This window comes from Acidisoma sp. L85, from assembly GCF_009765865.1.
Taxonomy (GTDB): Bacteria; Pseudomonadota; Alphaproteobacteria; order Acetobacterales; family Acetobacteraceae; genus Acidisoma.
In genome coordinates, this window is sequence record NZ_LMUQ01000050.1 from 1 (window position 1) to 23,691 (window position 23,691).

A 23,691-nucleotide genomic window follows, 5' to 3' on the forward strand; every position below is an offset into this window, starting at 1 on the left:
CAAGCGCATAGCCTGCCCGTCAGGCGTGTCCATGCGGGACATTGGCCGATCCCATCCCCTCCAACTCGCCAGACGCGACACTCGCCTTGGCGTTGTCGAGCACGGCCATGACCCCCTCGGAGGTCATATGCGCCGTCAGCATCCCCAATGCGCCGCCCAGCAATGCCGATGCGATCGCCACCGCATCGATGTTCTGCTTGGTCATATAGTCGATCGCCTGGTCGACCACGGCCCCGGCATGCCTCAGGTCGGGCGTTGCGCTCTCCAGAGACTCGCGGTCTTCGAATGGCTCGGTCATGTCATTTCCTTCACGTCGGCGCGGCGGTCTGGCGGGACATGCTCGGCGAGGGCCTGCTCGATGGCCTGGCCCTCCTCCTGCTCCGCCTGCGCCGCCCACATCTGGGCATAGATGCCGCCCCGCGCCAGGAGGCTCCAATGGGTTCCGCGCTCGGCGACGCGCCCTTCGTCGAGCACCAGGATCTCGTCGGCATCCACGATGGTCGAGAGGCGGTGGGCAATGGTGATGGTGGTCCGGTCCCGCGCCACCGCCCGCAGCGCGGTCTGGATATCCTGCTCCGTCCGCGTATCGAGGGCGCTCGTCGCCTCGTCGAAAATGAGCACGCGTGGATCCTTCAGGATGGTCCGGGCGATCGCCACGCGCTGCTTCTCGCCACCGGAAAGCTTCAACCCACGCTCGCCCACCTTGGTCTCGTAGCCGAGCGGCAGCGTCAGCACGAAGTCATGCACCTGGGCAAGGCGCGCGGCCCGCTCGACCTCCTCCGGCGTGGCGCTGGGCCTGCCGTAGGCGATGTTGTAGCGGATGGTGTCGTTGAACAGCACGGTGTCCTGCGGCACCACGCCGATCGCCGCGCGCAGGCTGTCCTGCGTCATCTCCCGGATATCGATCCCATCGATCCGCACCGCGCCCTCGTTCACGTCGTAGAAACGGAACAATAGCCGGGTGATGGTTGATTTTCCGGCACCCGTCGGCCCCACCACAGCGAGGTTGCCGCCCGGCGGCACGGAAAAGCTCACCCCTTTGAGGATTTCCCGCTGCGGGTTGTAGGCGAAATGCACCCCATCGAAACTCACCGTCGCCGCCTTGCCGGCGGGGCTCAGCGCGCGCGCGCCCGGCGCATCCGCGACCTCGGCGCCCACCGCCATGAGCTTGAACATCTGCTCGGTATCGACCAAGCCCTGCTTCACCTCGCGATAGACGAAGCCCAGGAAATTCAGCGGCGTATAGAGCTGCATGAGGTAGGTATTCGCGAGCACAAAGCGCCCGACCGTCATCTTGCCCGAGACCACGCCCTGCGCCGATAGCAGCATGATCGCCGCCAGCCCCATCGCGATGATGATGGACTGCCCGATATTGAGCATGTTGAGCGTCACCTGCGACTTCACCGCCGCCCGCTCATAGCCGGCCAGCGCGCGGTCGAAGCGCGACGCCTCATGCGCCTCGTTCCCGAAATATTTCACCGTTTCGTAGTTCAGCAGGCTATCGACCGCCTTGCTCTGCGCGTCGCTGTCCATCTCGTTCATCGTCCGGCGAAAGCGCACCCGCCAATTCGTGAAGGACAGCGTGAAGACGATATAGAGCGCCACCGCGCTCAGCGTCGCCGCCGCATAGCGCCAGTCGAACAGCCGCCACAGGATGACGGTGACCAGCAGCAGCTCGAACAGCGTCGGAATGATGTTGAAGACGGCGAAGCGCAGCACCTGCTCGATACCCGTCGTGCCCCGGTCGATCGCCCGCGACAGCCCGCCGGTCTGGCGGTCGAGGTGGAAGCGCAGCGACAGGCGATGCAGATGCTGGAAGGTCTCCAGCGCGATCCGCCGCACCGCATGCTGCTGCACTTTCGCGAAGACCGCGTCGCGGAACTCCCCGAAGGCGGCGGAGGCGATGCGCAGCAGGCAGTAGCCGAGGATCAGCGCCAGCGGCACGGTCAGCACCGCCGCCGGCTGGCCGTGCAGATGCTTGGGCGCCAGCCGGTCGATCGCCTGGCTATAGACGATGGGAACGTAAACCGTCGCCACCTTGGCGAGGATGAGGAACAGGACAGCAGCGAGCACCCTCGCCTTCGCGCCCATGTCGCCCTTGGGCCAGAGATAGGGCAGCAGCTTGCGAATGGGGTGGCCCGCGCGGTCCGCCTGCGGGGTCTTGCGGCGCGTGAGGGACATGGCGCCAATGTGGCGTCCCGCCGCCCGCTTGGGAAGGTGGGCTCGAAAGGTGGCTGCATGACGATTGCCCTCGCTGGCCTCCGCCGCCATCTGGCAGCCTGCCGCAATGCTGTCCTGCCGGGCGAGCGCGTCCCGCTCCGCATCGGCACCGAGACGGTCGGCTGGCCGCGACCCGACCTCGCCGCCGCCTTCGCCGACGCCGCTGGGTTGACCCCCGACCCGGACGGCGGCGTCACCCTGCCCAGCACGCGGGCGGCCGAGTTGCCGGCGCTCGCGGAGGGCCTGAGCCGCGACGGCTGGTTCCGCTGGCGGCGCGAGGCTTTCGACGTGCGCGCGTCCGAGGGCAGCCCGGTGCTCACCCAGATCGACCGCGGCGCCCTGCCGAAGTTCGGCGTTTACGCCGAGGGCGTGCATATGAACGGCCTGGTCCGCCGTGCCGACGGCCTGCATGTCTGGGTCGCGCATCGCGCGGCGGATAAGTTGCTGGACCCCAACAAGCTCGACCACATCGTGGCCGGCGGCATCAATGCCGGCATGGGTCCCGATGACACGCTGATTAAGGAAGCCGCCGAGGAAGCGGCGATCTCAGCGGAACTCGCCGACTACGCCCGCCCGGTCTGCCGCATCCGCTACGCGATGGAGCGCCGAGAAGGCCTCCGCCGCGACCTCATCCATTGCTATGACCTCGACCTGCCGGAGGATTTCGCGCCCCAGCCGGTCGATGGCGAGGTGTCGTCCTTCGCCCTCTGGCCGATCGCCCGCGCCATGGAGGCGGTGGCCGAGACCGATGACTTCAAGTTCAACGTCACCCTGGTCCTGATCGACCTCTTCCTCCGCGAGGGCCTGCTCGGCGACGGCACCGAAGCGCGTGGGTTGCGCGAGGCGCTGGACGATCCGAAGGGTCTGGCGATCTAGTGACCATAAGCAGAACGTCTCAAAAGGACACGACAATGAAGATCTACGATTGGCCCACCGGCCCCTATCCGGCGCGCGTCCGTATCGCTTTGGCCGAGAAGAACCTCCAATCGCGCGTGGAGTTTGTGACCGTCGATCTCTGGAAAGGCGAGCACAAAAAGCCCGCGTTTCTCGCCAAGAACTACTCAGGCACGCTGCCGGTGCTCGAACTCGAAGACGGCACCCTCCTCGCCGAATGCACGGCCATCACCGAATATCTCGACGCGGTTGCTGGCCCGCCCACGCTCACCGGCAGGACACCGCTCGAAAAGGGCTTGATCCACATGATGAGCAAACGCGCCGAGCTGGAACTGCTCGACGCCATCAGTGTGTATTTCCACCACGCGACACCGGGGCTCGGCCCGCATGTCGAGCTTTACCAGAACGCCGAATGGGGATTGCGTCAGCGCGACAAAGCCTTGAGGGGGATGCGGTATTTCGACGGCGTTCTACGCGGCCAGCCGTTCATCGCCGGCGAGGTCTTCTCAATGGCCGACATCACGCTCATCGGCGGCTTGATCTTCGCGGGGCTTGTGGACGTGGCGTTGCCCGTGGAATGCGAGGCGCTGAGAGCTTGGTACACAGAGATGCAGGAGCGCCCGAGCGTGAAGAACCGCGTGACGATGTCGGAGAAGGCGGGGGCGCTTGTTTGATTGGGCGATCCGGAAACGGACAATCGGCGCTACAGCCCATACTATGCAACGCAACTTAAGGCGCGGGCTTGACCTCAGGCGGTGACCAATCGCCTCTCTTCACGACGTCCCTGGGCACGTATGTCCGGAACGTCAGCGAAAACAGCTTCCCGGGGGATGACGGAAGCCAGTTGGACTCCGGAACACCGGAAACGGGCCTCGGTCCAATGGCGATGCTCAGGGACCCGTCCGATGCGCTTTTCAGGGGCGAATAACTGTTGAAGTTGAATCGATTGAGCGGGTTCGGCACCACACGATAATCTGGCACGCCGACAAGTATGATCGACCAATACGCGTCGACCACACTGCTCGGCAGCCGGTCCGCCGGAAAATGGATGACGTAGCTTTTGCTCCCGTCGAGCGGCTTGTCATCGGCATCCCGGGTCGCGGCGAAGTAGATGACCTCATCGGTCACGTTGGCCCAGATACCCGCATAGTCGACGGCTGCGCGTAGGCGGAAGTCTTTGCCGTAATTTCCGGTCTGGGCGCCCCCAATCCAGTGATTGCGAAAGGGTGCACTCTTCGTGAAGGCATATTGCTCGAATTCGGGAACAACATGATCACGCAGCTCGCCGGAAAGCGCGGTCCGCGCCTGCGGGCCGGATGCCGCATAGGCGGCGACAGCCCTCACTTTCTGCTGCATCTCGGCTGCGGTAGGAGACACGTCGAGTGCGCTGGCGAAAACCGCATCAACATTGTCGAAGGCCTCCACGCCGGCCAAAGATTTGTTGTCGAACATTGCTATGGTGGGCGACGCCTCGATACGCGGCGTTCCGATCACAGTCACCTTGAACTGCTTTTGCAGCGCGATCGCTCCGGCGGGATCGCCCTTGAGTTCGATCCGACCGAGAAACTTGGCCTTTGCCGAATGCAACTCAATGCGTGTCGCGTCAGCCGGGATGACCACTTTCGACCCGGGCCTCGTGAAAGCGAATTTGCCATAGGGCTTAGAGGGAAAGGTGCGTTCATTGATATTGGCGATGACCTCGCCCCACTCGTCAAGGATTTGAGCCGTGTAATAGCGCTCTTTCACCTTTGGCACTTCGAGGACGACCGCTGAATTGTCGTCGACGGCGAACCACGCCTCAAGATAAGCCACGTCGAAATTCGGGTTCACAAAATCCGATGACCCCAGCGGATTGTATCTGATGACGTTGTAGGAGAAGCCAGCAGCCTTTTCGTCCATTCGCTCTTGCCGGATGACCAGCAGCCTCGAGAGCAGATAAATGTAGGCGTCCGAGACTGTCCCTTCGTCCGGTTTAGCGACCGAATGCGCCATCACCCCGCTCGTCTGTGCGTTCGCGGCGCCGGAAGCCACGGCGAGCACGGACAGCGCGATTGCTCCCGCTCCCAGCTTCGCGAAACCAGCAAAACCTCGGATCGAAACGCGATAGCGATCGGCTAACGACATCTAATTCACCGCCTCAGCCTTTGGAAAAACCCAGGTCCCGTCTATAATATTTTCACGCGGGCGATAGAGGCGCACGAGATAGTTCCAGCCCTTCGTTGTCGGTAGGCAGTTGGCGACCTTCCCGTCACAGCCGCCAAATTGGATGGTGATGGAGCCATCCTCATTTGGCTTGGCGGTGATATTGTTGAGCGTATAGGCATTGAGCCGGTTCGGTTCGAAATACCCTTTGGCGTTGTAGACGCTTACCGACCAGACCCGTCGACCGGCACATTCTTGACGGTGACCTTGTAGATGGTCGTGCCATCATTTCTAGCGGGAACCTCATTGAGGTAGAAAGCATCCTTTTCCGGATTTCCTCCCCAGGCCGAGGCCGATCCGATCAGGCGGCGCACGGGTTCGACGGAATCTTTGGTGCCGAACATGTGCTTGGTGTCGGGTAGCGTCGATGCGAGAACCAACAGTGCCTCACGCACCTTCGCCTGGCTTGCCTGATCCCAATGCGGCACCTCGAATTTACCTGGGCCGCCGGGTCGCTCGATCTTCAAAGCGTCCTGCAAGGCGTGAACCGCATCCACATCCTTCGGGTCGGATGGATCGATCAGCGTCCTCACGCCAATCAGCACGTAGCGCGTGCCTATCTTCTCCTTAGACAGGATATAGGTGCCAGCACCATAGTCGACCTCGGGGGTATACTGATCCTCATCGATAACCTGCATCGACATGAAACGCTTGCCCGCGTTCGGCATGGTGACGGTGACCGGACCGGCGTCGAGATCGAATACCGCGGCGGAATATAGCGTGTCGCGATTTAGTCGAATGATGGTTTGATTGTCGATCGCGGCCGGTTCCCGACGATGAACGAATTTTCCCAGTCCCCCGTCCTTGACCACATTGCTGAAGTAGAGGTCGCTCTCGGCACGGGGAAAATTATCGGGGGTGACGGGAATCGCGCTGCCCGAGGATTGCGCCAATGCACCGCCAACCAACCCGAACGTCATTACCGTGGAAATTAGGAAGGTTCTGGCTCTCAACGGTGCCTCCTGTCCAGACGTCCAGGAATATCTAGCACAAGACTAGGTCGCTCCTAAACCGCCGGTTTGGTCTGCGCTATTGCCCTACGGGGGGCAAAGCGTTCCCCAAACACCCTAAGGCGGCGCCCAACCTGTCATCACCCCGAGTTGCAGCGTCACGCGCACGCGCCCCTCCTCCGTCACCGGCAGCCGGGACAGCGCCGACGGGAATAGCGCGCGAGGGGGGATCCGGCGGTCGCGCTCGTGGATGGCATTGGACTCGCCCGCCGCCTGAAGGTCGCGCAGCAATGCCAGGGGATCGGCGTAGAGAAGCGTGATTTCCTCGCCATCCGCCACCGGCAGGCCGAAGCCCGCGCGCTGCAACAGCCCCGCGAGATCGCGCAAATCCGGGAATGGCGAAACGCGTGGACTGGCGCCCCCGCGCAATTCCGTCTCCGCCTCGGTCAGCGCACGCCGCAGGCCGTCCAACGTGCCGAGTAGCGGCAGGCTCGCCAGAAACAATCCGTCCGGTTTCATCGCGCGCCGAAGCTGGATCAGCGCGCCCGGAAGATCATTGACCCAATGCAGCGAGAGATTGGCGACCACCAGATCGAAACTGCCGAGCGCGAAGGGCAGAACCTCCTCGTCCGCCGCCACGAACGGCGCGCCGCCAAGCCCCGCCATGGCGAGCGAAAAATCCATCGCCACCGTCTCGATACCCCGCGCCCGCAAACGCGGTGCCACAACACCCCGGCCGCCGACATCGAGCGCGCGTTCGAAATGCCGGGTGGTGTCGTCGAGCCGGTCGAGCAAGCGGTCGGCGACGTCCGAAAGAATATCGGCGACACGCGACACTCTCCCCGCCGCCCGCTCGCGCTGCCGCCGCACGGCGGCACGGTCGAAGATCGCGTGATCGGACAGGCTCTAGTCCTGCCGCACTAAATTGCGAAAAGCACTGACCTTGTAAGCCACCTCGTCACGCTCGGCGAAGGCCGAGCATCCACGCCTCCCTGCTCGCGGGACAAAGATAAGGCGTGGATCGTCGGCCTTCGCCGAAGATGACGTCAAACTGGCATCGTCACCGAACGTCAATGCGCCGGTCGCGGCGAAGCATGATGTGTCGCGATCTTCCACCGTCCCTTTTCGCGCACCAGCACATGCGTCATGCGGAACGGCAGCTCGACCTCCTTGCCGTCGTCCTCGCGATAAAACATGACCTCGCCGGTCGCGCCCATCGCTTCCGGCCCCAGCCGCACGATATTCGGCACCGCGTATTCGCACCGCTTGTAGGACGGTGGCAGCAGCGTGAAATAGGTCCGCACCCCATCCGGCGTGTCGTAGAACGCCGCGGTCGAGCCATAGAACGCCGTCTTCTCCGCGTAGAGATCGCCCAGCCGCTGAAGATCCCGCGCCTCGAAAGCCGCCTTCCATTCCTTCTGCACCTCGACTGCCGCCTGCACCCAATCGTCCGACATCGCTAAACCCTCTTCGCGCTCAGGAGACGAGACTGCGCTGACCGTCGGCCAGACAAAGCTCAGTCACGCGCAAGCCGTGGTCATTGATCCGCGACGGAAAACGATCGCGCAGCCCTTCCTCATGCACCGGAATCACCCGCTGCAAATTGCCGCCGCCTTCCTTCACCATCTGATCTGTCGTGAACAGCAGATTCGTCTGGCTGCCCACCGCGAGTCCGACCGGAATATATTGCGTGGGCGCCTTGGGATCCTGCCCCTCCAGATTCTCGAAGCTGTAGACGAGATCGCCCGCGAGCACCCAGCTATCGCTGCCTTTGCGATCGCCGTTGCGCACGGTGACGAACTGGCAGCCCCAGGTATGGGTATCGTCCGCCTTGCGGATATCGATGCCGGGCAGCACATCGTCCCTGTCGCCATCGAGCAACTCCAGACGACCCTGCCGCGCCAGGTCCACGACCCGCATCACATCGCCCGGATCGGTCGCGATATTGAGCCAGCGGAAACGCTCATCCAGCGCCATCGCCCAGACCCATTTCGAAAGCTCCCGCTCCTGCAAATAGAACTTCGCTTTCGGGAAGGCATCCGTATTGCCCATGTGGTCGAAATGCGCGTGGCTGAGGAAGATATGCTCGACCTCCTCCGGTTTGACGCCCGCCTGCTTCAGGACCGTCTCGGGATTCTGCCAGGCCTCGACCCCGAAGCGCCGCGCCATCTCGGCGCCCACGTCTTTCTCGTTGTACCCGACATCGACCATCGCGACCGTGCCCTGACCCTTGATGAGCACATAGCAATAGGGAAGCTTGCGATAGCCCTGATTATGCGCGCCGTAGACGATGCCACTCACGTGGTAGCTAGGCACATACGCGTATTCCAGCACCCAGATCGAATAGTTTGCCATTGTTTCCCCCTTAGGCGCCGCGCATCGTCGGCGCGTCACTCGTCAGTTTTGCCGGCACGTGTGCAGCGCAGCAGCCTTGCGAAAAGGCCACGATCTCGAAACCCGGCAACGCGCCGCCGGCCCAGCGCAGATGATCGATCGCCGATGACAGCGGGCGGCTGATCGCGGTCTGCGCCTCCTCCGTCAGATGCAGATGCCCGCGCGCGCGTTCCAGCGCGACGCCCAGCGCATGCTCGGCCTGCATCAGATGGCGATGATGATGCGTCGCGCGCGGCGGCGCGGTCAGCGCATTAAGCGTATCGGCGGCCCCGCGATGCGCCTCGATGGCGAGGGCCAGCATCGGATGATCCTGTCCGCTGCGCCCACCCGTCGCGGCCACCAGCAGCAGTCCCGCGAGTTGCGCCGCCGCCCGACGCATACCGTCGAAAGCGACCCTCGCCTCCAGCACATAGGCCGTCGTCGCGTCGTCCAGATCCGCCGTCAGGATTTCGGGCAGATCGTCGGGAAGATCCGGCAGCGCATTGCCGAGAACGGGCAGTCCCGCGCCATCCTCGATCCGCCGGGCGCTCGCGAAATTGCGGGGCTCAGGCGGCATTGCGGCCACCATAGCGGCGCACGCGGATATCAGCCTGTTCCTTATGCCCGGCGAAATTCTCGATGGCGCAGAGCCGCGAGCAATATTCGCCGATCATCGCGCTCGCCTCATCCGTCAGGACCTCCTGATAGGTCACCGTCTTGATGAACTTGCCGACCCACAAGCCGCCCGTATAGCGCGCCGCCTTTTTGGTCGGCAGCGTGTGATTGGTGCCGATCACCTTGTCGCCAAACGCGACATTGGTGCGCGCGCCGAGGAACAGCGCACCGTATTGCGTCATCCGCTCCAGGAACCAGCGCGGCTCCCGCGTCATCACCTGCACATGCTCCGAGGCAATGCGCTCGGCTTCCGACAGTAATTCCTCGTCGGTATCGCAGAGAATAATCTGCCCATGGTCACGCCATGCGACAGACGCCACATCCGCCGTCGCCAGCCGCGCGAGCTGCCGCGCGATCTCCGCCTCGATCCCGTCCGCGATGCGCTTGGAGGTGGTGAGCAGAATCGCGGGCGAGGTCGGCCCGTGTTCCGCCTGTCCCAGCAGATCGGTCGCGCAGATCTCCGCATCCGCCGTATCGTCGGCGATGATGAGCGTCTCGGTCGGTCCCGCGAAAAGGTCGATGCCTACACGGCCGTAAAGCTGGCGCTTGGCCTCCGCCACGAAGGCATTGCCGGGTCCCACAAGCATATCGACCGGCTTTATGCTGTCCGTGCCGAGCGCCATCGCCGCCACCGCCTGAATGCCGCCGAGCACATAGATCTCATCCGCGCCAGCCAGCGACATGGCGGCAATCGTGGCGGCCGGCGGCTTGCCGTTCAGCGGCGGCGTGCAGCCAATGACGCGCGGCACGCCCGCCACCTTCGCCGTCAGGATGCTCATATGCGCCGAGGCGACCATCGGGTAGCGGCCACCAGGAATATAGCAGCCGACACTCGCGACCGGGATCAGCTTATGGCCGAGCTTGATCCCCGGCAGCGTCTCGACCTCCAACTCCGTCATCGTCGCGCGCTGCGCCTGAGCGAAGCGGCGGATCTGGGTCTGCGCGAATTTGATGTCCTCGATCACCTGCGCCGGCAGGCTATCGATCAGCGCCTTGATCTCATTGCCGGAAAGCCGGAATTGCGCCGGCTCGTATTTGTCGAACTTGACGGAAAGCTCACGCACCGCCGCGTCGCCGCGCTCGCTCACATCGTCGAGGATCGCCTCAACGGTCTGTCGTGTCTTGCGATCCGCGTCCTTCGCGGATTGCTCGCTCGCGCCGTGCTTAAGCTGGCGGATCATAATCGTACTCCTAAGGCGCGGTCAGGCGCGGTCGCTCAGTGGATATGCCCGCCGCCATTGACGTCAACGATCGTTCCCGTGATCCAGGATGACCAGTCGCTGATCAGAAACAGCGCCAGCTCGGCGACATCGCGTGGCTGGCCGAGGCGGCCGAGCGGAATTGTCGCCAGTATCTCGGCGCGCTTCTCGTCGGTCAGCTTGCCCTGGAAGATGTCGGTGTCGATCATGCCCGGCGCGATGGCGTTCACACGAATGCCGTCCGGACCCAGTTCGCGGGCCAATGCCTTGGCGAGGCTATGCACGCCTCCCTTCGACGCCGCGTAATGGGAACTACCGAACAACCCGCCGCCCCGCAGCGCCGCCACTGAGCCGATACAAACGATATTGCCGCGCTTCGCCGCGCGCATCGGCGGTATGACCGCCTGGCACATATTCATGGTGCCGCCGAGGTTGATGCGCATGACCGCGTCATATTCCTCCGCCGCGATATCCATGACCTTCGTCGAGCGGCTGATACCCGCGAAGTTGAGCAGGCTGTCGACCTGCCCGAAATCGCGCAGCACACGCTCGACAGTGCAATTGGCCGCCGCGCGATCGCCCACATCGCAGCCATATCCCATGTGATGGCTGCCGAGTTCGCGCGCCGCGGCTTCCGCGTCTTCCGCGCGCAAATCGATGATCGCGACGCGCGCGCCATGCTCGACGAGCAAGCGCGCGGTCGCGAGGCCGATGCCTCTGGGCGATGCCGCCCCAGTGACGATCGCGACACGGTTTTCAAGCAGCTTCATGGGACAATCCAGTGAGGTGGGAGAGCGCATGTCGCGCCCTCCCAGTGAAGCAAGCGGAACGCATCAGCCGTTGAAGGGCTTAACCTTCGTGAGCTTGTAGAGGTCGGCGGGCGGCGTGCAGTTGTTGCAATCGATGCCCGGCATATCCGGCGCCTGTTGGAAGTTGTCGTTGCCGGGTAGCGGCTGGATGGTGGCGCCCGGCGTGGGCTTGCCCTCAAGTGCTGAGACCAGCGAGGCTTCCGGCAGCCACTTCTCGTTGAAGACCTGGGTCACGAAGCTATCGGGAACCTTGCTGGCCGGAAAGGCGTTGCAGCCATTCTCGATCCGGTCGCCGGTGCAGATCTTCACTTCTTCGGCGGTCGTCCAGGGCAGCGGATACAGCACGTTGTGGAAGGGCAGTTTCCGCCCATTCACCAGCTGCTCCATCATGAGCTTAAAGGCAACGCCGGAAGAGGCCGGCGGCGAGCCGGAGGAAACGCCGTTGAAGCCGCGCTTCTGGTAGTCGGGGTTAGCGAGCGCAAGGCGGAAGCCGTTGGAGTTCTCGCCCGTCAGGAACGGAAGCTTCTGGCGGCCGGAAGCGATCATCGCCTTGATCGCGCCATCCTCGCCAGCCTGCGCGAAGATGCCATCGACATCCGGATGTGCCGCAAGCGCCTTGGCGGTCTCTAGCTGCGTCGTCTGGTCGTCCCAATTCGCGTAGTAATCGGCGACGATGTGGATGTCCGGGTATTTCTTGAAGACGCTCATCGCGCCGTCGACATGGCGCTTATCGACCATGTTGCCGGCGACGCCACGGCTCAGGAAGATATTGCCTTTGCCATGCAGCAGGTTGACGAGATACTGCGCGGTATTCTCGCCGAAGCCGCTGCCGAGATAGCTCACGCTATAGGCGCAGGGTTCCGTGACCATGCCGTCATAGACCCAGATCAGCACGCCCTTCTTGCAGCCGCGCCGGATCGCCTTGTTCAGGCCGCTCGACGAGATCGGAAAGCTGATGATGCCATTGGCGCCATCGGCGATCATGCTCTCATAGGCCGAGATCTGAGCCTGTACGTCGGTACCGGAAATGACCTCCTTGAGATCGACGAGCTTGTCGTAAGGCGGTGTCGCGGCCAGCGCCTTGACGATATTCGCGGCTTCGCTCTGCCAGGCGTTTCCGCTGTAGCTGAGGCTGAGATAAATCTTGTATTTCTTGGCGTCAGCCGCATGTGCGGCGCCGCCGAGCCCGCCGAGAGCGAGCCCCGCGCCGACCACGAGGCCCAAAGCCAGCCTCTTGAGTGAACCCGTCTTGAACATGTTCGTCCCTTCGTTCTTGGTTATTTGGAATCGCTTGCAACGAGCGGCGCCGGCTGTCGCGGCGCCGGGCGCTGCATCAGCCGGCTGAACCAGAGCGGCAAGTCCTCCCGCAGCGCCCCGATGGCGACCAGGATGACCAAGCCGTAGATGATCGTCCGCCAGCCCTCGAGAATCTGGACCGAGGAAATGATGGTGGAGAAGGTCGTCAACAGCAGTGACGCGGCCACGGCGCTCACGTAGTTGCCGCGACCGCCGAGGATCGATGTGCCGCCGACGACGACGGCCGCCACCGAAGGCAACAGGTAGGATTGCCCCATGGTCAGTGTCGCGCCGCCCGCGTACCCAACCAGCAGGAAGCCCGCGCCCCCTGCCGCCGCCGCGCTGATCGCATAGGTCGCGACCGTCAGCCGCCCGACCGGCAGCCCCGCCACATGCGCCGCCGTCGGGCTGGTGCCAAGCGCGTAGAGCCGCCGGCCAAAGGGCGTCGAGGATTGCAGCAGCGTGCAGAAGATAACGAAAATCACCATGAGATAGATGATCGGCGGCAGATCCAGGATGCGGCCGGTGAAAAGACTGGCGAGGGCGGGGGAGGCGTGGCCGCGCGGCGTGCCCGCCGTGATGCCCAGCGAGGCGCTGTAAACGATGATCCCCATCGCCAAAGTCATGATGAAGGGCGGGATACGCAGCCACGCGACCCCCGCTCCACTCAGCGCGCCGACGCAGCCCGTAACGACCAGCGCCGCCGGCAGGATCCAGATGAACGACCAGCCCGATTGCGTGGTCCAGGCATAAGTCAGGATGCCGCCCAGCGTCACCAGCGAGGGGATCGAAAGATCCAGCCCGCCGATCAGCACCACCATCTGCTGGCCAAAAGCCACCACCATCAGGAAGGCGGAAAGCACGATGATCGCCGAGACCTGGTGCAATCCGCCAAGGCTCGGGCTGATCCAGCGCGAGGCGATGACGAGCAGAACCGTCAGCCCGAACAGCACCAGCGGCGTCACCACCTCACTGCCCAGGGCGCGGCCGGAGGTGCGGGTATCGATCAACGGCGGCGGCGCGGGATTGGCTTGGCTCATTCCGGCATCCTCCGCGCCAGCCGCGCCGAGAAGGCCGCGATCAAAACGGCGGCGATCATGATGAGGCCCTGTCCGATGCCGGTGTAGAAGGACGAAACGCCCACCGAGAACAACACCTTCTGCAACAGCATCAAGGTTGCGGCACCGATCATCGAACCGAGCAAACCGCCTCGCCCGCCGGTAAAGGTCGTGCCGCCGATCGCGATGGCCGCGAAAACCAGCAGCAGATAGCTCGTGCCCGCACCCGGATCACCGTTGGAGGTCACCGCCGTCAGCATCATCCCGGCGACGCCGTACAGCGCGCCCGCAAGACAGAAGGCGAAGAACTTCACGCGCCGCACCGGCACGCCCGCCAATTGCGCCGCCGTCTCATCGGCCCCGAGTGCGTAGATGCCGACGCCCCAGTTCGTCCGCTTCAGCGCCGCCCAGCCGAGCAGCACGGCCAGGACAATGATGAACGGCACCGGCACAAAGCCGATATTCCCGGTGAGATTGTCGCTGATGAAATCAGGCACGTTCCCGCCCGGCGCATCCAGCACCAGCAGCGCCGCACCGCTGCAGATGATCATCGTCGCGAGCGTGCAGGCGATCGATTGCAGCCCGGCATAAGCCACCAGAAAACCATTCACCGCGCCGACCAGAAGCCCGACGCCTACCACCATGGCGAGGGTGAGCAGCGCGCCCATCGGGCCGTCGGAGGAATGCGTCGCGGTCAGGACATCGGCCAGAGCGATCACCCCGGCGACCGAAAGGTCGAAGCCGCGCATGAGCACCACCAGCGTCCCACCCGCCGCCGCCAAGGCGAGCGGCAGGCCATTGCTGAGCTGGTCGCTGAACTGCGTCGCCGACAGCGCGTCACTCTGGAACAGCGCGTAGATGACCATCAGCAGGATATAGATCGCGATGACCATCGCGGTGCCGCTGCCGAGCAGGCGGCCCAGCACCGGCCGGCGAAACCGCGGCACTTGTGTTTGGGAGACAACGGCACTCATGCCGCGAGATCCCCATGTCCGGTCGCCAAACTGACCAGCCGGTCCTCCGTCAGCGCCGGGCCGGCCAGTTCGCCCGCGATCCGGCCGCCATAAACGACCAGACAGCGATGCGCGAGATGCACCAGCTCGGCGAGTTCGGTGGAGTAGACCAGCGCGGAGCCGCCCCTCGCCACAAAGTCCCGGATCGCCCCGTAGATCACCTGCTTGGTGCCCACATCGACGCCGCGCGTCGGGTCGAAGAGCACAAGATTGCGGGCACCGGAAACCAGCACCCGGGCGAGCAGCGCCTTCTGCTGGTTGCCACCCGACAGCGCCGAGATCCGCATTCCCTGATAGCGTTTCGGCAGATCGACCTGCAGCCCGACGGCCGCCACGGCCTCCGCTTCCATCCGCCGGCTGATCAGCCCGCCACGGCGCACCCGCTCCAGAATTGGCAGCGACACATTGCTGGCGGTCTTGAGGCCGAGGAAGATGCCCTCCGTCTTCCGCTCCTCCGGCAGGAATCCGATGCCGGATTTGAGCGCCGTCGCCACCGAGCGCAGATCGGCGGTCTTGCCGTCGATGCTCACGGCGCCCGCGCTTATCGGCTCCAGCCCGGCCAGCATACGAAAGAGCGGCCGCTGCCCTTGCCCCTCCAGAGCCGCGACACCAACGATCTCGCCTTCTCCGACCTCGAAGCTCACCTGATGCACGCCACGGCCCGAGAGCCCGCGAACCGATAGCCGCGGCGTCGTCTCCCGACGTTTCGGAACCGCGTGCGTCGCCTCATCCTGGGACGTGCCGACCATCATGCGGAAGATCTCGGAATCCGGTGTGCCCGTCAGATCGACGGTCGCGATGGACCGGCCATTGCGCAGCACGGTGCCGCGCCGGCAAAGCCGCCGCACCTCGGCCAGCCGGTGCGAGATATAGAGGATGCCGACACCCTGCGCCGTCAGCCGCTCGACGATCTCGAACAGCCATCCCGGCTCGGCCAAGGCGGCCGTCGGCTCATCCAGCACCAGCAGCTTCGGCCGGTGGCCCAAAGCCCGCACGATCTCGACGCGCTGCTTCTCGGCGAGCGAAAGATCCGCGATCAGGCTGCGAGGATCGACGGTATCGATGCCGAACTCCTGCAACAACGCGGAAGCCGCCTGCTCGTTTCGCCGGGCGGAGGCGATGCCGCCGACGCCCTTCAGCAGATGCGGCAGCATGAGGTTGGTCGCGACACTCAGATTGGGCAGCAGGCTGAGTTCCTGGAACGCCGTCGAAACACCGGCCGCCCGCGCGCCGAGCAGATTGCCCGGCGTGAAGGGCCTGCCAGCGACTTCCAAGGTGCCGCGATCCGGCGTCACGATGCCGCTGAGGATCTTCACAAGCGTCGATTTGCCGGCGCCATTCTCGCCCAGCAGCGCATGCACCTCGCCCGCCGCCACATCCAGCGTGACATGCGCCAGGGCCACCGTCGCGCCATAGGCTTTCGTCAGACCCTCGGCGCGGAGATAGGGCGCCGCCCCATCCACACTCGCCCGCGTCCCGGTCATCTGAGCGTCCAAAGCCAATATCTGCCTTCCAGTCTCGCCGATGCGTTCAGGCAGGGCGCGGCGTCAACACGCCCGCTTCCTGTATTTCCTGCATGGCCTCGTCAGTGAATTCCGCGCGTGGCCCATCACCGGCAATCACGAACATGAGGATGGCCTCCTCCTCCGGATTGCCCGCCGTCACATTCTCGAAACGGCGCGCGACGCCAGGCGGGAAGGACACCACATCGAGCGGCCCCAGATCGACATGCTCGACGGCGCCCTCCTCATTCTCCCAGCTACAGCGCCAGGTTCCCGTCATCGGGATGAAGGTCTCGTTGGTGTCGTGATTGTGCATCATCGGCCCGCGCCCCGGCTTGGCACGGCAGTAACCAAGATTGAACCCTTCGGAGATCTTGATGGCGGCTAACTTCGCCGCAACGTCGCCAACCGGAGAGGTCACGGCGCCACCGCTATTCTTCGGCGGCTGGAAGCCGATGACGTTGTAAAGCTTGCGCTCAGCGCTCGGCATACGGCTATCGGGCAAGCCCCCGTCAGACCCCTGCAAGTCGCTGAAGCGGGCAACGCGCTGCAACATTTTCTGCCGCGAAACGCCAAACCTATTGAGAGTTTCAGCCACCGATCCGTTTCCCCATGGCAAATGCCGTGCTGGCTTCGTTATTCCGTCTCATCTCAGCATAGAGCGCTGAACAAACGCGTCAATTTGCAAAGCTCCTGACCTCTCCCCGCTGTGGAAAGAGCGGATCGGCCTCCGGCCCCGCCACCACGCCGCGATCATGCAACGCCCCGATCGCCGCTTGCGGTAGTCCCAGGACCTCGCTCAGAACCTCGTCGGTCTGGGCACCAAGCAATGGCGCGGGCTGCGTTTCCCCGCGCGTCATGTCCGACAAACGAATGGTGGCGCCAGCAGCCCGATGGCGCCCCACACCCGAGGTCTCGATTTCGTCGAAGATCGCGCTCGCCGTTGAAACTCGCGCATCATCGGCGATCAACTCGCGCACCGAGCGGTATTGACCCCAGCACACGCCACCGGCATCGAATTCGCTCGCGATCTCGGCCAGGCTCCGCGCCTCCACCCAGCGCTTGACGAGGCTCGCAATGATGTCGCGGCCTTCGTAACGATCGGCCTCGCGGCTGTAATCCACGCCAAGTGCCGCCTCGATGCTCGCGATCGCCTCCGCGATGCCGCAGGTTTCGGCGAGAGCGCGCCATTGCCGCGCGGAGACCGCGGCGATCATCACACGCTCGCCATCGGCGGTCGCGAAATCCCGGCCGAAAGCGCCGTAAATGTCATTGCCGATCGACCGGCGCTCCTCGGCGAGCAGCTCCGCCTCCGCCAGCACACCGAGATGCGACATTGCGCTGAAGGCGACATCAGACAGCGCCAGGCGCATTTCGCTACCCTCGCCGGTCGCGCGGCGCCGCAGGATAGCCGCGGTCAGACCAAAAGCCGCCTGATAGGCACAGGCCAAATCCCAGGCCGGCAACGCATGGTTCACCGGCTTGGCGCGTGTGCCATCGCCGGTCAGCATCGGATAACCCGTGGCGCAGTTGACGGTGTAATCGACCGCCGTCGAGCCATCCGCATTGCCCTCGATCGTGCAGCTGATGAGATCGGGGCGCGCACCGACCAGCGCTTTATGCAACAGCCAAGGCGTCGGCACGTTGGTCAGCAGAATGCCGCCCTCCGGCCCCGGCGCCGTCACCAGCGCGCGCAGCAAGTCCCGGCCCTCGGGCTTGCGAATATCGATGGCGACCGAGCGCTTGCCCTTGTTCAGGCTCGTCCAATAGAGGCTGCGTCCACCCGGCATCATCGGCAGCCGGTTGTAATCGATGCCGCCGCCGATCAGGTCGAAGCGGATGACATCGGCGCCGTATTGCGCGAGCGTCAGCCCGGCCAGCGGCGCCGCGATAAAGGCCGAACTCTCGATCACCCGAATCCCGGCCAGCAGCGGATAGGTCATCGCGCCGCCTCCACAGACGCTCGGGTCGGGACCAGGCAGGAACGGATGAAGGTGAGAAACACCACCCCGTCCTGCTTGAACCCCTCGGTGCGCGTAGTGACAATACCTTGCGTCGGACGCGAACGGCTGGGCCGTACCTCCGTTACCTCGGATCGCGCATAGATCGTATCGTCGGGAAAAACCGGCGCGGTCAGCGCGATTTCCTTCCAGCCGAGATTTGCCACGGCATTGAGGCTCACGTCATCGACCGTCATCCCAAGCACGATCGCGACGGTCAGCCCGCTATTGACCAGCATCTGTCCGAATTCGGTGGCGGCAGAGAAATTCGCGTCGCAATGCAGCGGATGCCGGTTCATCGTGAGCAGGCTGAACTGCGTATTATCCGCCTGGGTAATCGTACGCCCCGGCCAGTGCTCATATTGATCGCCGACCGCGAAATCCTCGAGAAAGCGACCCGTCAGCGGCCAGCGGCGTTTTTCGGTAGGGGCTTTTGCCGACATTCCTCAGCCCACCGCCGCAATGCGTTGCGCGCGCTCGATCACCGGCTTGTCGACCAAAGCCCCCGCCACCCGCAGCGCGCCGCGCGGATCAGCCGCGACCGCCGCCAAAACCTCGGCAGCCCAAGCGCGTTCCGCCTCGCTCGGCCGAAAAGCCTCGCGGATCGGCCCGACCTGGCGTGGATGAATCGCGAGCTTGCCGCCAAAACCCATCGCCCGCGCGCGCCGCGCTTCCTCCGCCGTCAGTTCCACATTCTCCACATTCGGCGTCACGCCATCCAGCGGCGGCGCGATACCGGCAAGGCGGGAGCGCAGCACGATCTCCGACCGCGCCATCAGCATCGGCTCCCAGTCCGAAGAACAACCGAGATCGGCGGCATAATCCAGCGAACCGAAAGCCGCCCGCGCGATCCCAGGCGCCCGCAGCAACTCCGCCAACGCCGCCATGCCCCGCGCGGTTTCCACCAAAGGCACCACGAACGCCGCCGGGCAAGCCGCGACGATCTGGGCGATCACAGCGACGGATTCCGCCTTCGCCAAAACCACGCCATCCGGCGGCGCGACGCGCAGCATCGCCAAATCCTCCTCGAACCAAGCCGATCCTTCGGCATTGATCCGAACCAGAACCGGACAGCCGGTAACGCCGTGGCTCGCCGCATTCGCCCGCGCCGCCGCCTTGTGATCGGGCGACACGGCATCCTCGATATCGATAATGACCGCATCCGCGCCCGATTGCGCCGCACGCAGAAACCGCTCGGGTCGATCGCCCGGAACGAAAAGCGGCGCGGTGATGGACTGCATCCGTGTCAACCAAGCACGAAGGGATCCGGCGTTTCCTCCGCCGTGCTGATCCACACGCTCTTGCTGCGGACGTAATCGAGGATGGCTTCCGCGCCATTCTCGCTGCCGACGCCCGAACGCTTCGCGCCGCCGAAGGGCGACATATAGCTGACCGCCCGATACATATTCACCCAGACCATGCCGGTGCGCAGCCGCTCCGACATCCGCAACACGCGGTTCATATCTTGCGTCCACAAACCCGCCGCCAAACCGTACGGACTGTCATTGGCGATCGCCAAAGCCTCCGCCTCATCCTCGAAGGGAATGCAGGCGAGAACTGGTCCGAAGACCTCCTCCTGCGCGATCCGCATGTCGTTGCGCACATCGCCGAAAATCGTCGGCTGCACGAACTGGCTTGTATTGCCGCCCGCCGGATGCGGTGCCGGCCCGCCGCCGAGCAGGCACTTCGCACCTTCCTGCTTCGCGACATCGATGTAGTGCAGGACCTTCTGGTATTGCGGCGGCGTCGTTACCGGCCCGATCTGCGTCGTCCGCTCCATCGGATCACCCAGCTTCGCCGTGCGCGCGAAATCCACCACCCGTTCGACGAACTCGTCGTGGATCTTGCGCTGAACCAACAAGCGCGATCCGGCGACACAAGTCTGGCCCGTCGCGCCAAGAATGCCGCCGACCACGCCCTTCACGGCATTCTCAAGCTTGGCATCACCGAAAACGATGTTCGGTGACTTGCCGCCCAGCTCCAGCGTCACCCGCTTAAGCCCGCGCGCCGCCGTCTCGTAAACCCGCTGGCCGCCCATCTCGCTGCCGGTGAAAGCGACTTTCGCGACCTTGGGATGCGCCACCAGCGGCTCGCCGACTTCCGCGCCGAAGCCGGTGACGATATTGATCACGCCCGGCGGCAGCCCCGCCTGTTCCGCGAGTTTGCCAAACTCCAGCGCCGAGGCCGAGGTGAATTCCGACGGCTTCAGCACGAAGGTATTCCCCGCCGCCAACCCCGGCCCGAGCTTATAGGCCGCCAGCAACAGCGGCGAATTCCACGCGGTGATGGCGACGCAAACGCCCAGCGGCTCATGCCGCGTGAAGTTGAAGGTATTCGCCTTGTCTATCGGGATGACGGCGCCTTGCAGCTTATCGGCCAGGCCACCGAAATAATGGAACCACTGCGGCACGTAGCGCGTCTGGCCCAGCATCTCGGACAACAGCTTGCCATTGTCCCGCACTTCGATCTCGGCGAGGTGCTGCGCATTCTCGGTGATGAGGTCGCCGAGGCGACGCATGATATGGCCCCGCGCGGTCGCATTCATGCGCGACCACTCGCCATCCTCGAAGGCGCGGCTGGCGGCCTGCACGGCGCGATCCGCATCCTCCGCCCGGCCACGTGGAATATTCGCCCAGGCCTCACCCGTGTACGGATTGAATGTCTCGAAGGTCTCGCCATTCGCGGCCTCGACCCATTCGCCGCCGATCAGCATCTTGTAAGTTTGCATTGTCGTTCTCCTAGCTCAGGCGGCCATGGCGAGGCGGTTGTCTTCGCGCAGCATCACCGCGGCTTTTTCCGCGATCATGATGACCGGGGCGTTGGTGTTCCCCGATACGATGGACGGCATGATCGATGCATCGATCACCCGCAGCCCGTCGATGCCACGCAACCGCAGCCGGTCATCCACCACCGCGAGCGAATCATTGCCCATCCGGCAACTGCCGACCGGATGATACATCGCCTGCGCGAATTGCTTGAGATAGCCGAGTATCTCCGCGTCGCTCTGCTTATCGGCGCCGGGCACCGCCTCACCCGCCACATGCTCGGCCATGGGCGAGGCCGCGAAGATGCGGCGCACGATGCGGATACCCTCGATCATCGCGCGCTGGTCTTCCTGCGCGGTGAGGTAATTGAAGCGGATATCCGGCGCATCGAAGGGATCGGCGGAGCGTAAGGTCAAGGCTCCGCGCGAATGCGGCCGGATATGGCTGCAGGATGCCGTGACCGCCGCATGGCTTTCGGCGACGAAGCGGCCTTCCTTGGTGATGATCATGCTGAAGGGGCGAAACTGGATCTGCAAATCCGGCGTTTCGACATGCGGGCCAGACCGCGCGAACGCCGCCACCTGCGCCGCCGCCGAGGTCAGCAGCCCCGAGCGCTTGAGCACAAACTCCGCGACATGCGGAAACAGCTTCCAGGACGTGCGGGCGCTCGCCGAGTTGAGGATCAGCTTGTTGATCGAGAACGCCGGATCAACCTTGGAGAGGTAATGCGCGTAAATGTGGTCCTGCAGATTGCGGCCCACGCCCGGCAGCACATGCACCACGTCGATGCCGTGCCGTCTCAGCTCATCCTCCGGCCCGATCCCGGAAACCAGCAGAAGCTGCGGCGAGTTTATCGCGCCGCCGGACAGGATGATCTCGCGCCCCGTCGCCTCCTTCAGCTCGCCGCCCCGGCGATAGCGCACGCCGGTCGCCCGGCCGTTCTCCACCACGATCTTCGCGACATGCGCCTCGGTTTCGATGGTGAGGTTCTGCCGGCGTTTTGCGGGATCGAGGAAGGCGCTGGCGGCGGAATGCCGCACGCCGTTCAGGATATTGTATTGCACATAGCCGATGCCGTCCTGCTCCGCGCCGTTGAAATCGGCGTTGAACGGCAGCCCGATGGCCTGCCCGGCCTCGACGAAAGCACGCGACGCGACATGCGGCTTGGCGAGGTCACTCACGCCCAATTCGCCGGTCGCGCCGTGGAACTCATCGGCGCCGCGTTGCTGCCGCTCGCTTTTCTTGAAGTAAGGCAGCACGTCGCTCCACGACCAGCCGGCATTGCCCGCCTGCCGCCACAAATCGTAATCGCGTGGCACGCCCCGCATATACACAAGGCCATTGATCGCGCTGCTGCCGCCCAGGGTCTTGCCGCGCGGGCAATAGACCTGGCGGTTATTCAGCCCAGGCTCCTCGGAGGTGTAATATCGCCAATTCACCCGCGCATTCGAATAGAGGCGCGGCGTGCCCGCTGGGATTTTCAGCCAGATATTACGGCTCGCGCCGCCGGCTTCCAGCAGCAGCACCCGAGACTTGCCATCCTCCGTGAGCCGATTGGCAAGCACGCAGCCCGCCGACCCTGCCCCGATGATGATGTAGTCGTACATCCGATGCGACGCTCCCCTGTAGCCGTCAGGCGGCGCTGTTGGCTTGGCCAGTCCGAAGGACCTGTCCTAACGTCAGACGCTTGTTCCCTCTCTAGAAGCCGCCCATCATCAAGACAATTATCATTATGACTCGAATTCTTTAGCTAAAACGATCATTCGGCCACCGGCCCTTGCCGAACCGGCTCGTTCCGCACCGGCGCCGGGAGCTTTGCTTTCCATGAAAGCCGGAATGAGATCAGCGAGCTTTCGCGCCGCCGGGGACAAAGCTTGCCCGCGCAAAGTCACGATAGCGATCTCCCGCGTCATCACCGGCTCGACGATCCGCAATTCTTGCAAGTCTGGTCCCGGATTAGCGGGCAGCGCGATCTTGGGGAGGATCGCCACTCCCAGCCCGGCATTCGCCGCCGCGATCAGCGTCTGCACCTGGGTGAACTGATAGTTCGTGGAGAGGGTTAGGCCGTGGGACGCCACCGTCCGCTCGATCAGCGCGCGGAGTGCCGTGGCGGGGTTCAGCAGCAGCACCGGCATCCGCGCCAGCTCCTCAAGCCGGATGCTGGACCGCAAGGTCTGGAACAGCCGCCGCGGCACCAGGGCATAGATCTCTTCCTTCAGGATGGGCCGGAAGGCGAGATCGGGCTCGTCCAGCACCGGCCCAATGCCGAAATCCACCTCCCGCTTGCGTAGGCTCTCGAACAGATCGGAGGAGGTGAGTTCGCGCACGCTCAGCCGCACATCCGGGTAATCCTTCCCGAAGGCCGCCAGAACCAGCGGCAGCCGGGTGCTTGCCACGGTCGGGGAGCAGGCGATCGAGACATGGCCGCGGCGCATATCCACCGCCTCCTCGATCTTCCTCAGCCCGGCTTCGACTTCATGCAGCGCCCGGCGCACGCAGCCCAAAAGTTGCTCGCCCTCCGCCGTCAGCCGCACCGAACGGGTGGTGCGATGAAAAAGTGCCACGCCAAGCTGACCTTCAAGCTGCTTGATCTGCGTGCTGACCGAGGATTGCGAGCGGCGCGCCTGATCGGCGGCGGAGCGGAAGCTCGCATGCTCGGCCACCAGCAGAAACACCTGAAGGAGCTTGAGATTGACCTTCATGATCGGCTGCATCGGCGTTCCACACGTTTGGTT

Annotated in this window: 23 protein-coding genes and 1 pseudogene; 2 read left to right on the forward strand and 22 right to left on the reverse strand. The window is 64.2% G+C overall.

Going from position 1 to position 23,691, the window contains the following annotated elements; all coding sequences use genetic code 11:
• Positions 1-19: 19 nt before the first annotated feature.
• Positions 20-298, reverse strand: coding sequence for a hypothetical protein (locus GSQ83_RS15275; RefSeq protein ID WP_158803740.1), 279 nt, complete (start codon positions 296-298; stop codon positions 20-22).
• Positions 295-2,181: an ABC transporter ATP-binding protein/permease gene (locus GSQ83_RS15280; protein WP_158803741.1), complete on the reverse strand. Its 1,887-nt coding sequence runs from the start codon at positions 2,179-2,181 to the stop codon at positions 295-297. Before GSQ83_RS15280 ends, GSQ83_RS15275 begins: the two co-directional genes overlap by 4 nt.
• A 57-nt stretch (positions 2,182-2,238) precedes the next feature.
• Here GSQ83_RS15280 and GSQ83_RS15285 point away from each other — a divergent pair, with 57 nt between their 5' ends.
• Positions 2,239-3,096 (forward strand): NUDIX hydrolase family protein, encoded by an 858-nt coding sequence (locus tag GSQ83_RS15285; protein WP_158803742.1) that lies wholly within the window; start codon positions 2,239-2,241, stop codon positions 3,094-3,096.
• 35 nt (positions 3,097-3,131) lie between these two features.
• On the forward strand, positions 3,132-3,788 hold the full coding sequence (locus GSQ83_RS15290; RefSeq protein WP_158803743.1) for a glutathione S-transferase: 657 nt from the start codon (positions 3,132-3,134) through the stop codon (positions 3,786-3,788).
• Positions 3,789-3,843: 55 nt separating this feature from the next.
• On the opposite strand, the gene GSQ83_RS15295 is transcribed toward GSQ83_RS15290, so the two are convergent.
• The 20 genes and pseudogenes from GSQ83_RS15295 to GSQ83_RS15385 form a co-directional block, all read right to left on the reverse strand.
• Positions 3,844-5,238: a DUF1214 domain-containing protein gene (locus tag GSQ83_RS15295; protein ID WP_216850218.1), complete on the reverse strand. Its 1,395-nt coding sequence runs from the start codon at positions 5,236-5,238 to the stop codon at positions 3,844-3,846.
• Positions 5,239-5,439: pseudogene (locus GSQ83_RS31375) on the reverse strand (DUF1214 domain-containing protein); the annotation flags it as partial.
• 41 nt (positions 5,440-5,480) lie between these two features.
• On the reverse strand, positions 5,481-6,269 hold the full coding sequence (locus tag GSQ83_RS15300; RefSeq protein ID WP_216850220.1) for a DUF1254 domain-containing protein: 789 nt from the start codon (positions 6,267-6,269) through the stop codon (positions 5,481-5,483).
• 114 nt (positions 6,270-6,383) lie between these two features.
• Entirely contained in the window at positions 6,384-7,169 is a 786-nt protein-coding gene (locus GSQ83_RS15305; protein WP_158803841.1) for a methyltransferase domain-containing protein, read from the reverse strand.
• A gap of 167 nt (positions 7,170-7,336) precedes the next feature.
• Positions 7,337-7,723: a nuclear transport factor 2 family protein gene (locus GSQ83_RS15310; protein ID WP_158803744.1), complete on the reverse strand. Its 387-nt coding sequence runs from the start codon at positions 7,721-7,723 to the stop codon at positions 7,337-7,339.
• 19 nt (positions 7,724-7,742) lie between these two features.
• Positions 7,743-8,621: an N-acyl homoserine lactonase family protein gene (locus GSQ83_RS15315; protein ID WP_158803745.1), complete on the reverse strand. Its 879-nt coding sequence runs from the start codon at positions 8,619-8,621 to the stop codon at positions 7,743-7,745.
• A gap of 10 nt (positions 8,622-8,631) precedes the next feature.
• Positions 8,632-9,216, reverse strand: a complete 585-nt coding sequence (locus tag GSQ83_RS15320; protein ID WP_158803746.1) for a hypothetical protein — start codon at positions 9,214-9,216, stop codon at positions 8,632-8,634.
• Positions 9,206-10,495, reverse strand: a complete 1,290-nt coding sequence (gene hisD, locus GSQ83_RS15325; protein WP_158803747.1) for a histidinol dehydrogenase — start codon at positions 10,493-10,495, stop codon at positions 9,206-9,208. The genes GSQ83_RS15320 and hisD overlap by 11 nt, the downstream gene beginning before the upstream one ends.
• Before the next feature lie 35 nt (positions 10,496-10,530).
• Entirely contained in the window at positions 10,531-11,283 is a 753-nt protein-coding gene (locus tag GSQ83_RS15330) for an SDR family NAD(P)-dependent oxidoreductase (RefSeq protein WP_158803748.1), read from the reverse strand.
• Between the two features lie 63 nt (positions 11,284-11,346).
• Positions 11,347-12,579 carry a sugar ABC transporter substrate-binding protein gene (locus GSQ83_RS15335; protein WP_158803749.1) on the reverse strand — a complete coding sequence of 411 codons (1,233 nt, stop codon included), beginning with the start codon at positions 12,577-12,579 and terminating at the stop codon, positions 11,347-11,349.
• Between the two features lie 20 nt (positions 12,580-12,599).
• Positions 12,600-13,658 carry an ABC transporter permease gene (locus GSQ83_RS15340; protein ID WP_158803750.1) on the reverse strand — a complete coding sequence of 353 codons (1,059 nt, stop codon included), beginning with the start codon at positions 13,656-13,658 and terminating at the stop codon, positions 12,600-12,602.
• On the reverse strand, positions 13,655-14,650 hold the full coding sequence (locus tag GSQ83_RS15345) for an ABC transporter permease (protein ID WP_158803751.1): 996 nt from the start codon (positions 14,648-14,650) through the stop codon (positions 13,655-13,657). Before GSQ83_RS15345 ends, GSQ83_RS15340 begins: the two co-directional genes overlap by 4 nt.
• Complete coding sequence (locus GSQ83_RS15350) at positions 14,647-16,173, reverse strand: sugar ABC transporter ATP-binding protein (protein WP_158803752.1); 1,527 nt, start codon at positions 16,171-16,173, stop codon at positions 14,647-14,649. The genes GSQ83_RS15345 and GSQ83_RS15350 overlap by 4 nt, the downstream gene beginning before the upstream one ends.
• A 46-nt stretch (positions 16,174-16,219) precedes the next feature.
• Positions 16,220-16,789 carry a hypothetical protein gene (locus tag GSQ83_RS15355; protein ID WP_216850222.1) on the reverse strand — a complete coding sequence of 190 codons (570 nt, stop codon included), beginning with the start codon at positions 16,787-16,789 and terminating at the stop codon, positions 16,220-16,222.
• Between the two features lie 79 nt (positions 16,790-16,868).
• A complete protein-coding gene (locus GSQ83_RS15360; RefSeq protein WP_158803753.1) occupies positions 16,869-18,134 on the reverse strand; it encodes a CoA transferase in 1,266 nt (421 codons plus the stop codon).
• Positions 18,131-18,634, reverse strand: a complete 504-nt coding sequence (locus GSQ83_RS15365; protein WP_158803754.1) for a MaoC family dehydratase — start codon at positions 18,632-18,634, stop codon at positions 18,131-18,133. Before GSQ83_RS15365 ends, GSQ83_RS15360 begins: the two co-directional genes overlap by 4 nt.
• A gap of 3 nt (positions 18,635-18,637) precedes the next feature.
• A complete protein-coding gene (locus tag GSQ83_RS15370) occupies positions 18,638-19,432 on the reverse strand; it encodes a CoA ester lyase (protein ID WP_158803755.1) in 795 nt (264 codons plus the stop codon).
• 5 nt (positions 19,433-19,437) lie between these two features.
• Complete coding sequence (locus GSQ83_RS15375; protein ID WP_158803756.1) at positions 19,438-20,919, reverse strand: aldehyde dehydrogenase; 1,482 nt, start codon at positions 20,917-20,919, stop codon at positions 19,438-19,440.
• A 15-nt stretch (positions 20,920-20,934) separates the two neighbouring features.
• Entirely contained in the window at positions 20,935-22,563 is a 1,629-nt protein-coding gene (locus GSQ83_RS15380; RefSeq protein ID WP_158803757.1) for a GMC family oxidoreductase, read from the reverse strand.
• A 123-nt stretch (positions 22,564-22,686) separates the two neighbouring features.
• Entirely contained in the window at positions 22,687-23,670 is a 984-nt protein-coding gene (locus tag GSQ83_RS15385) for a LysR family transcriptional regulator (protein ID WP_254065715.1), read from the reverse strand.
• Positions 23,671-23,691 lie beyond the last annotated feature (21 nt).

Bases quoted from the DNA above. Each gene is read 5' to 3' on its own strand.
- GSQ83_RS15275 (WP_158803740.1), bottom strand. From the start codon at position 298: ATGACCGAGCCATTCGAAGACCGCGAGTCTCTGGAGAGCGCAACGCCC.
- GSQ83_RS15280 (WP_158803741.1), bottom strand. From the start codon at position 2,181: ATGTCCCTCACGCGCCGCAAGACCCCGCAGGCGGACCGCGCGGGCCAC.
- GSQ83_RS15285 (WP_158803742.1), top strand. From the start codon at position 2,239: ATGACGATTGCCCTCGCTGGCCTCCGCCGCCATCTGGCAGCCTGCCGC.
- GSQ83_RS15290 (WP_158803743.1), top strand. From the start codon at position 3,132: ATGAAGATCTACGATTGGCCCACCGGCCCCTATCCGGCGCGCGTCCGT.
- GSQ83_RS15295 (WP_216850218.1), bottom strand. From the start codon at position 5,238: ATGTCGTTAGCCGATCGCTATCGCGTTTCGATCCGAGGTTTTGCTGGT.
- GSQ83_RS15310 (WP_158803744.1), bottom strand. From the start codon at position 7,723: ATGTCGGACGATTGGGTGCAGGCGGCAGTCGAGGTGCAGAAGGAATGG.
- GSQ83_RS15315 (WP_158803745.1), bottom strand. From the start codon at position 8,621: ATGGCAAACTATTCGATCTGGGTGCTGGAATACGCGTATGTGCCTAGC.
- GSQ83_RS15320 (WP_158803746.1), bottom strand. From the start codon at position 9,216: ATGCCGCCTGAGCCCCGCAATTTCGCGAGCGCCCGGCGGATCGAGGAT.
- hisD (WP_158803747.1), bottom strand. From the start codon at position 10,495: ATGATCCGCCAGCTTAAGCACGGCGCGAGCGAGCAATCCGCGAAGGAC.
- GSQ83_RS15330 (WP_158803748.1), bottom strand. From the start codon at position 11,283: ATGAAGCTGCTTGAAAACCGTGTCGCGATCGTCACTGGGGCGGCATCG.
- GSQ83_RS15335 (WP_158803749.1), bottom strand. From the start codon at position 12,579: ATGTTCAAGACGGGTTCACTCAAGAGGCTGGCTTTGGGCCTCGTGGTC.
- GSQ83_RS15340 (WP_158803750.1), bottom strand. From the start codon at position 13,658: ATGAGCCAAGCCAATCCCGCGCCGCCGCCGTTGATCGATACCCGCACC.
- GSQ83_RS15345 (WP_158803751.1), bottom strand. From the start codon at position 14,650: ATGAGTGCCGTTGTCTCCCAAACACAAGTGCCGCGGTTTCGCCGGCCG.
- GSQ83_RS15350 (WP_158803752.1), bottom strand. From the start codon at position 16,173: ATGACCGGGACGCGGGCGAGTGTGGATGGGGCGGCGCCCTATCTCCGC.
- GSQ83_RS15360 (WP_158803753.1), bottom strand. From the start codon at position 18,134: ATGACCTATCCGCTGCTGGCCGGGATTCGGGTGATCGAGAGTTCGGCC.
- GSQ83_RS15365 (WP_158803754.1), bottom strand. From the start codon at position 18,634: ATGTCGGCAAAAGCCCCTACCGAAAAACGCCGCTGGCCGCTGACGGGT.
- GSQ83_RS15370 (WP_158803755.1), bottom strand. From the start codon at position 19,432: ATGCAGTCCATCACCGCGCCGCTTTTCGTTCCGGGCGATCGACCCGAG.
- GSQ83_RS15375 (WP_158803756.1), bottom strand. From the start codon at position 20,919: ATGCAAACTTACAAGATGCTGATCGGCGGCGAATGGGTCGAGGCCGCG.
- GSQ83_RS15380 (WP_158803757.1), bottom strand. From the start codon at position 22,563: ATGTACGACTACATCATCATCGGGGCAGGGTCGGCGGGCTGCGTGCTT.
- GSQ83_RS15385 (WP_254065715.1), bottom strand. From the start codon at position 23,670: ATGCAGCCGATCATGAAGGTCAATCTCAAGCTCCTTCAGGTGTTTCTG.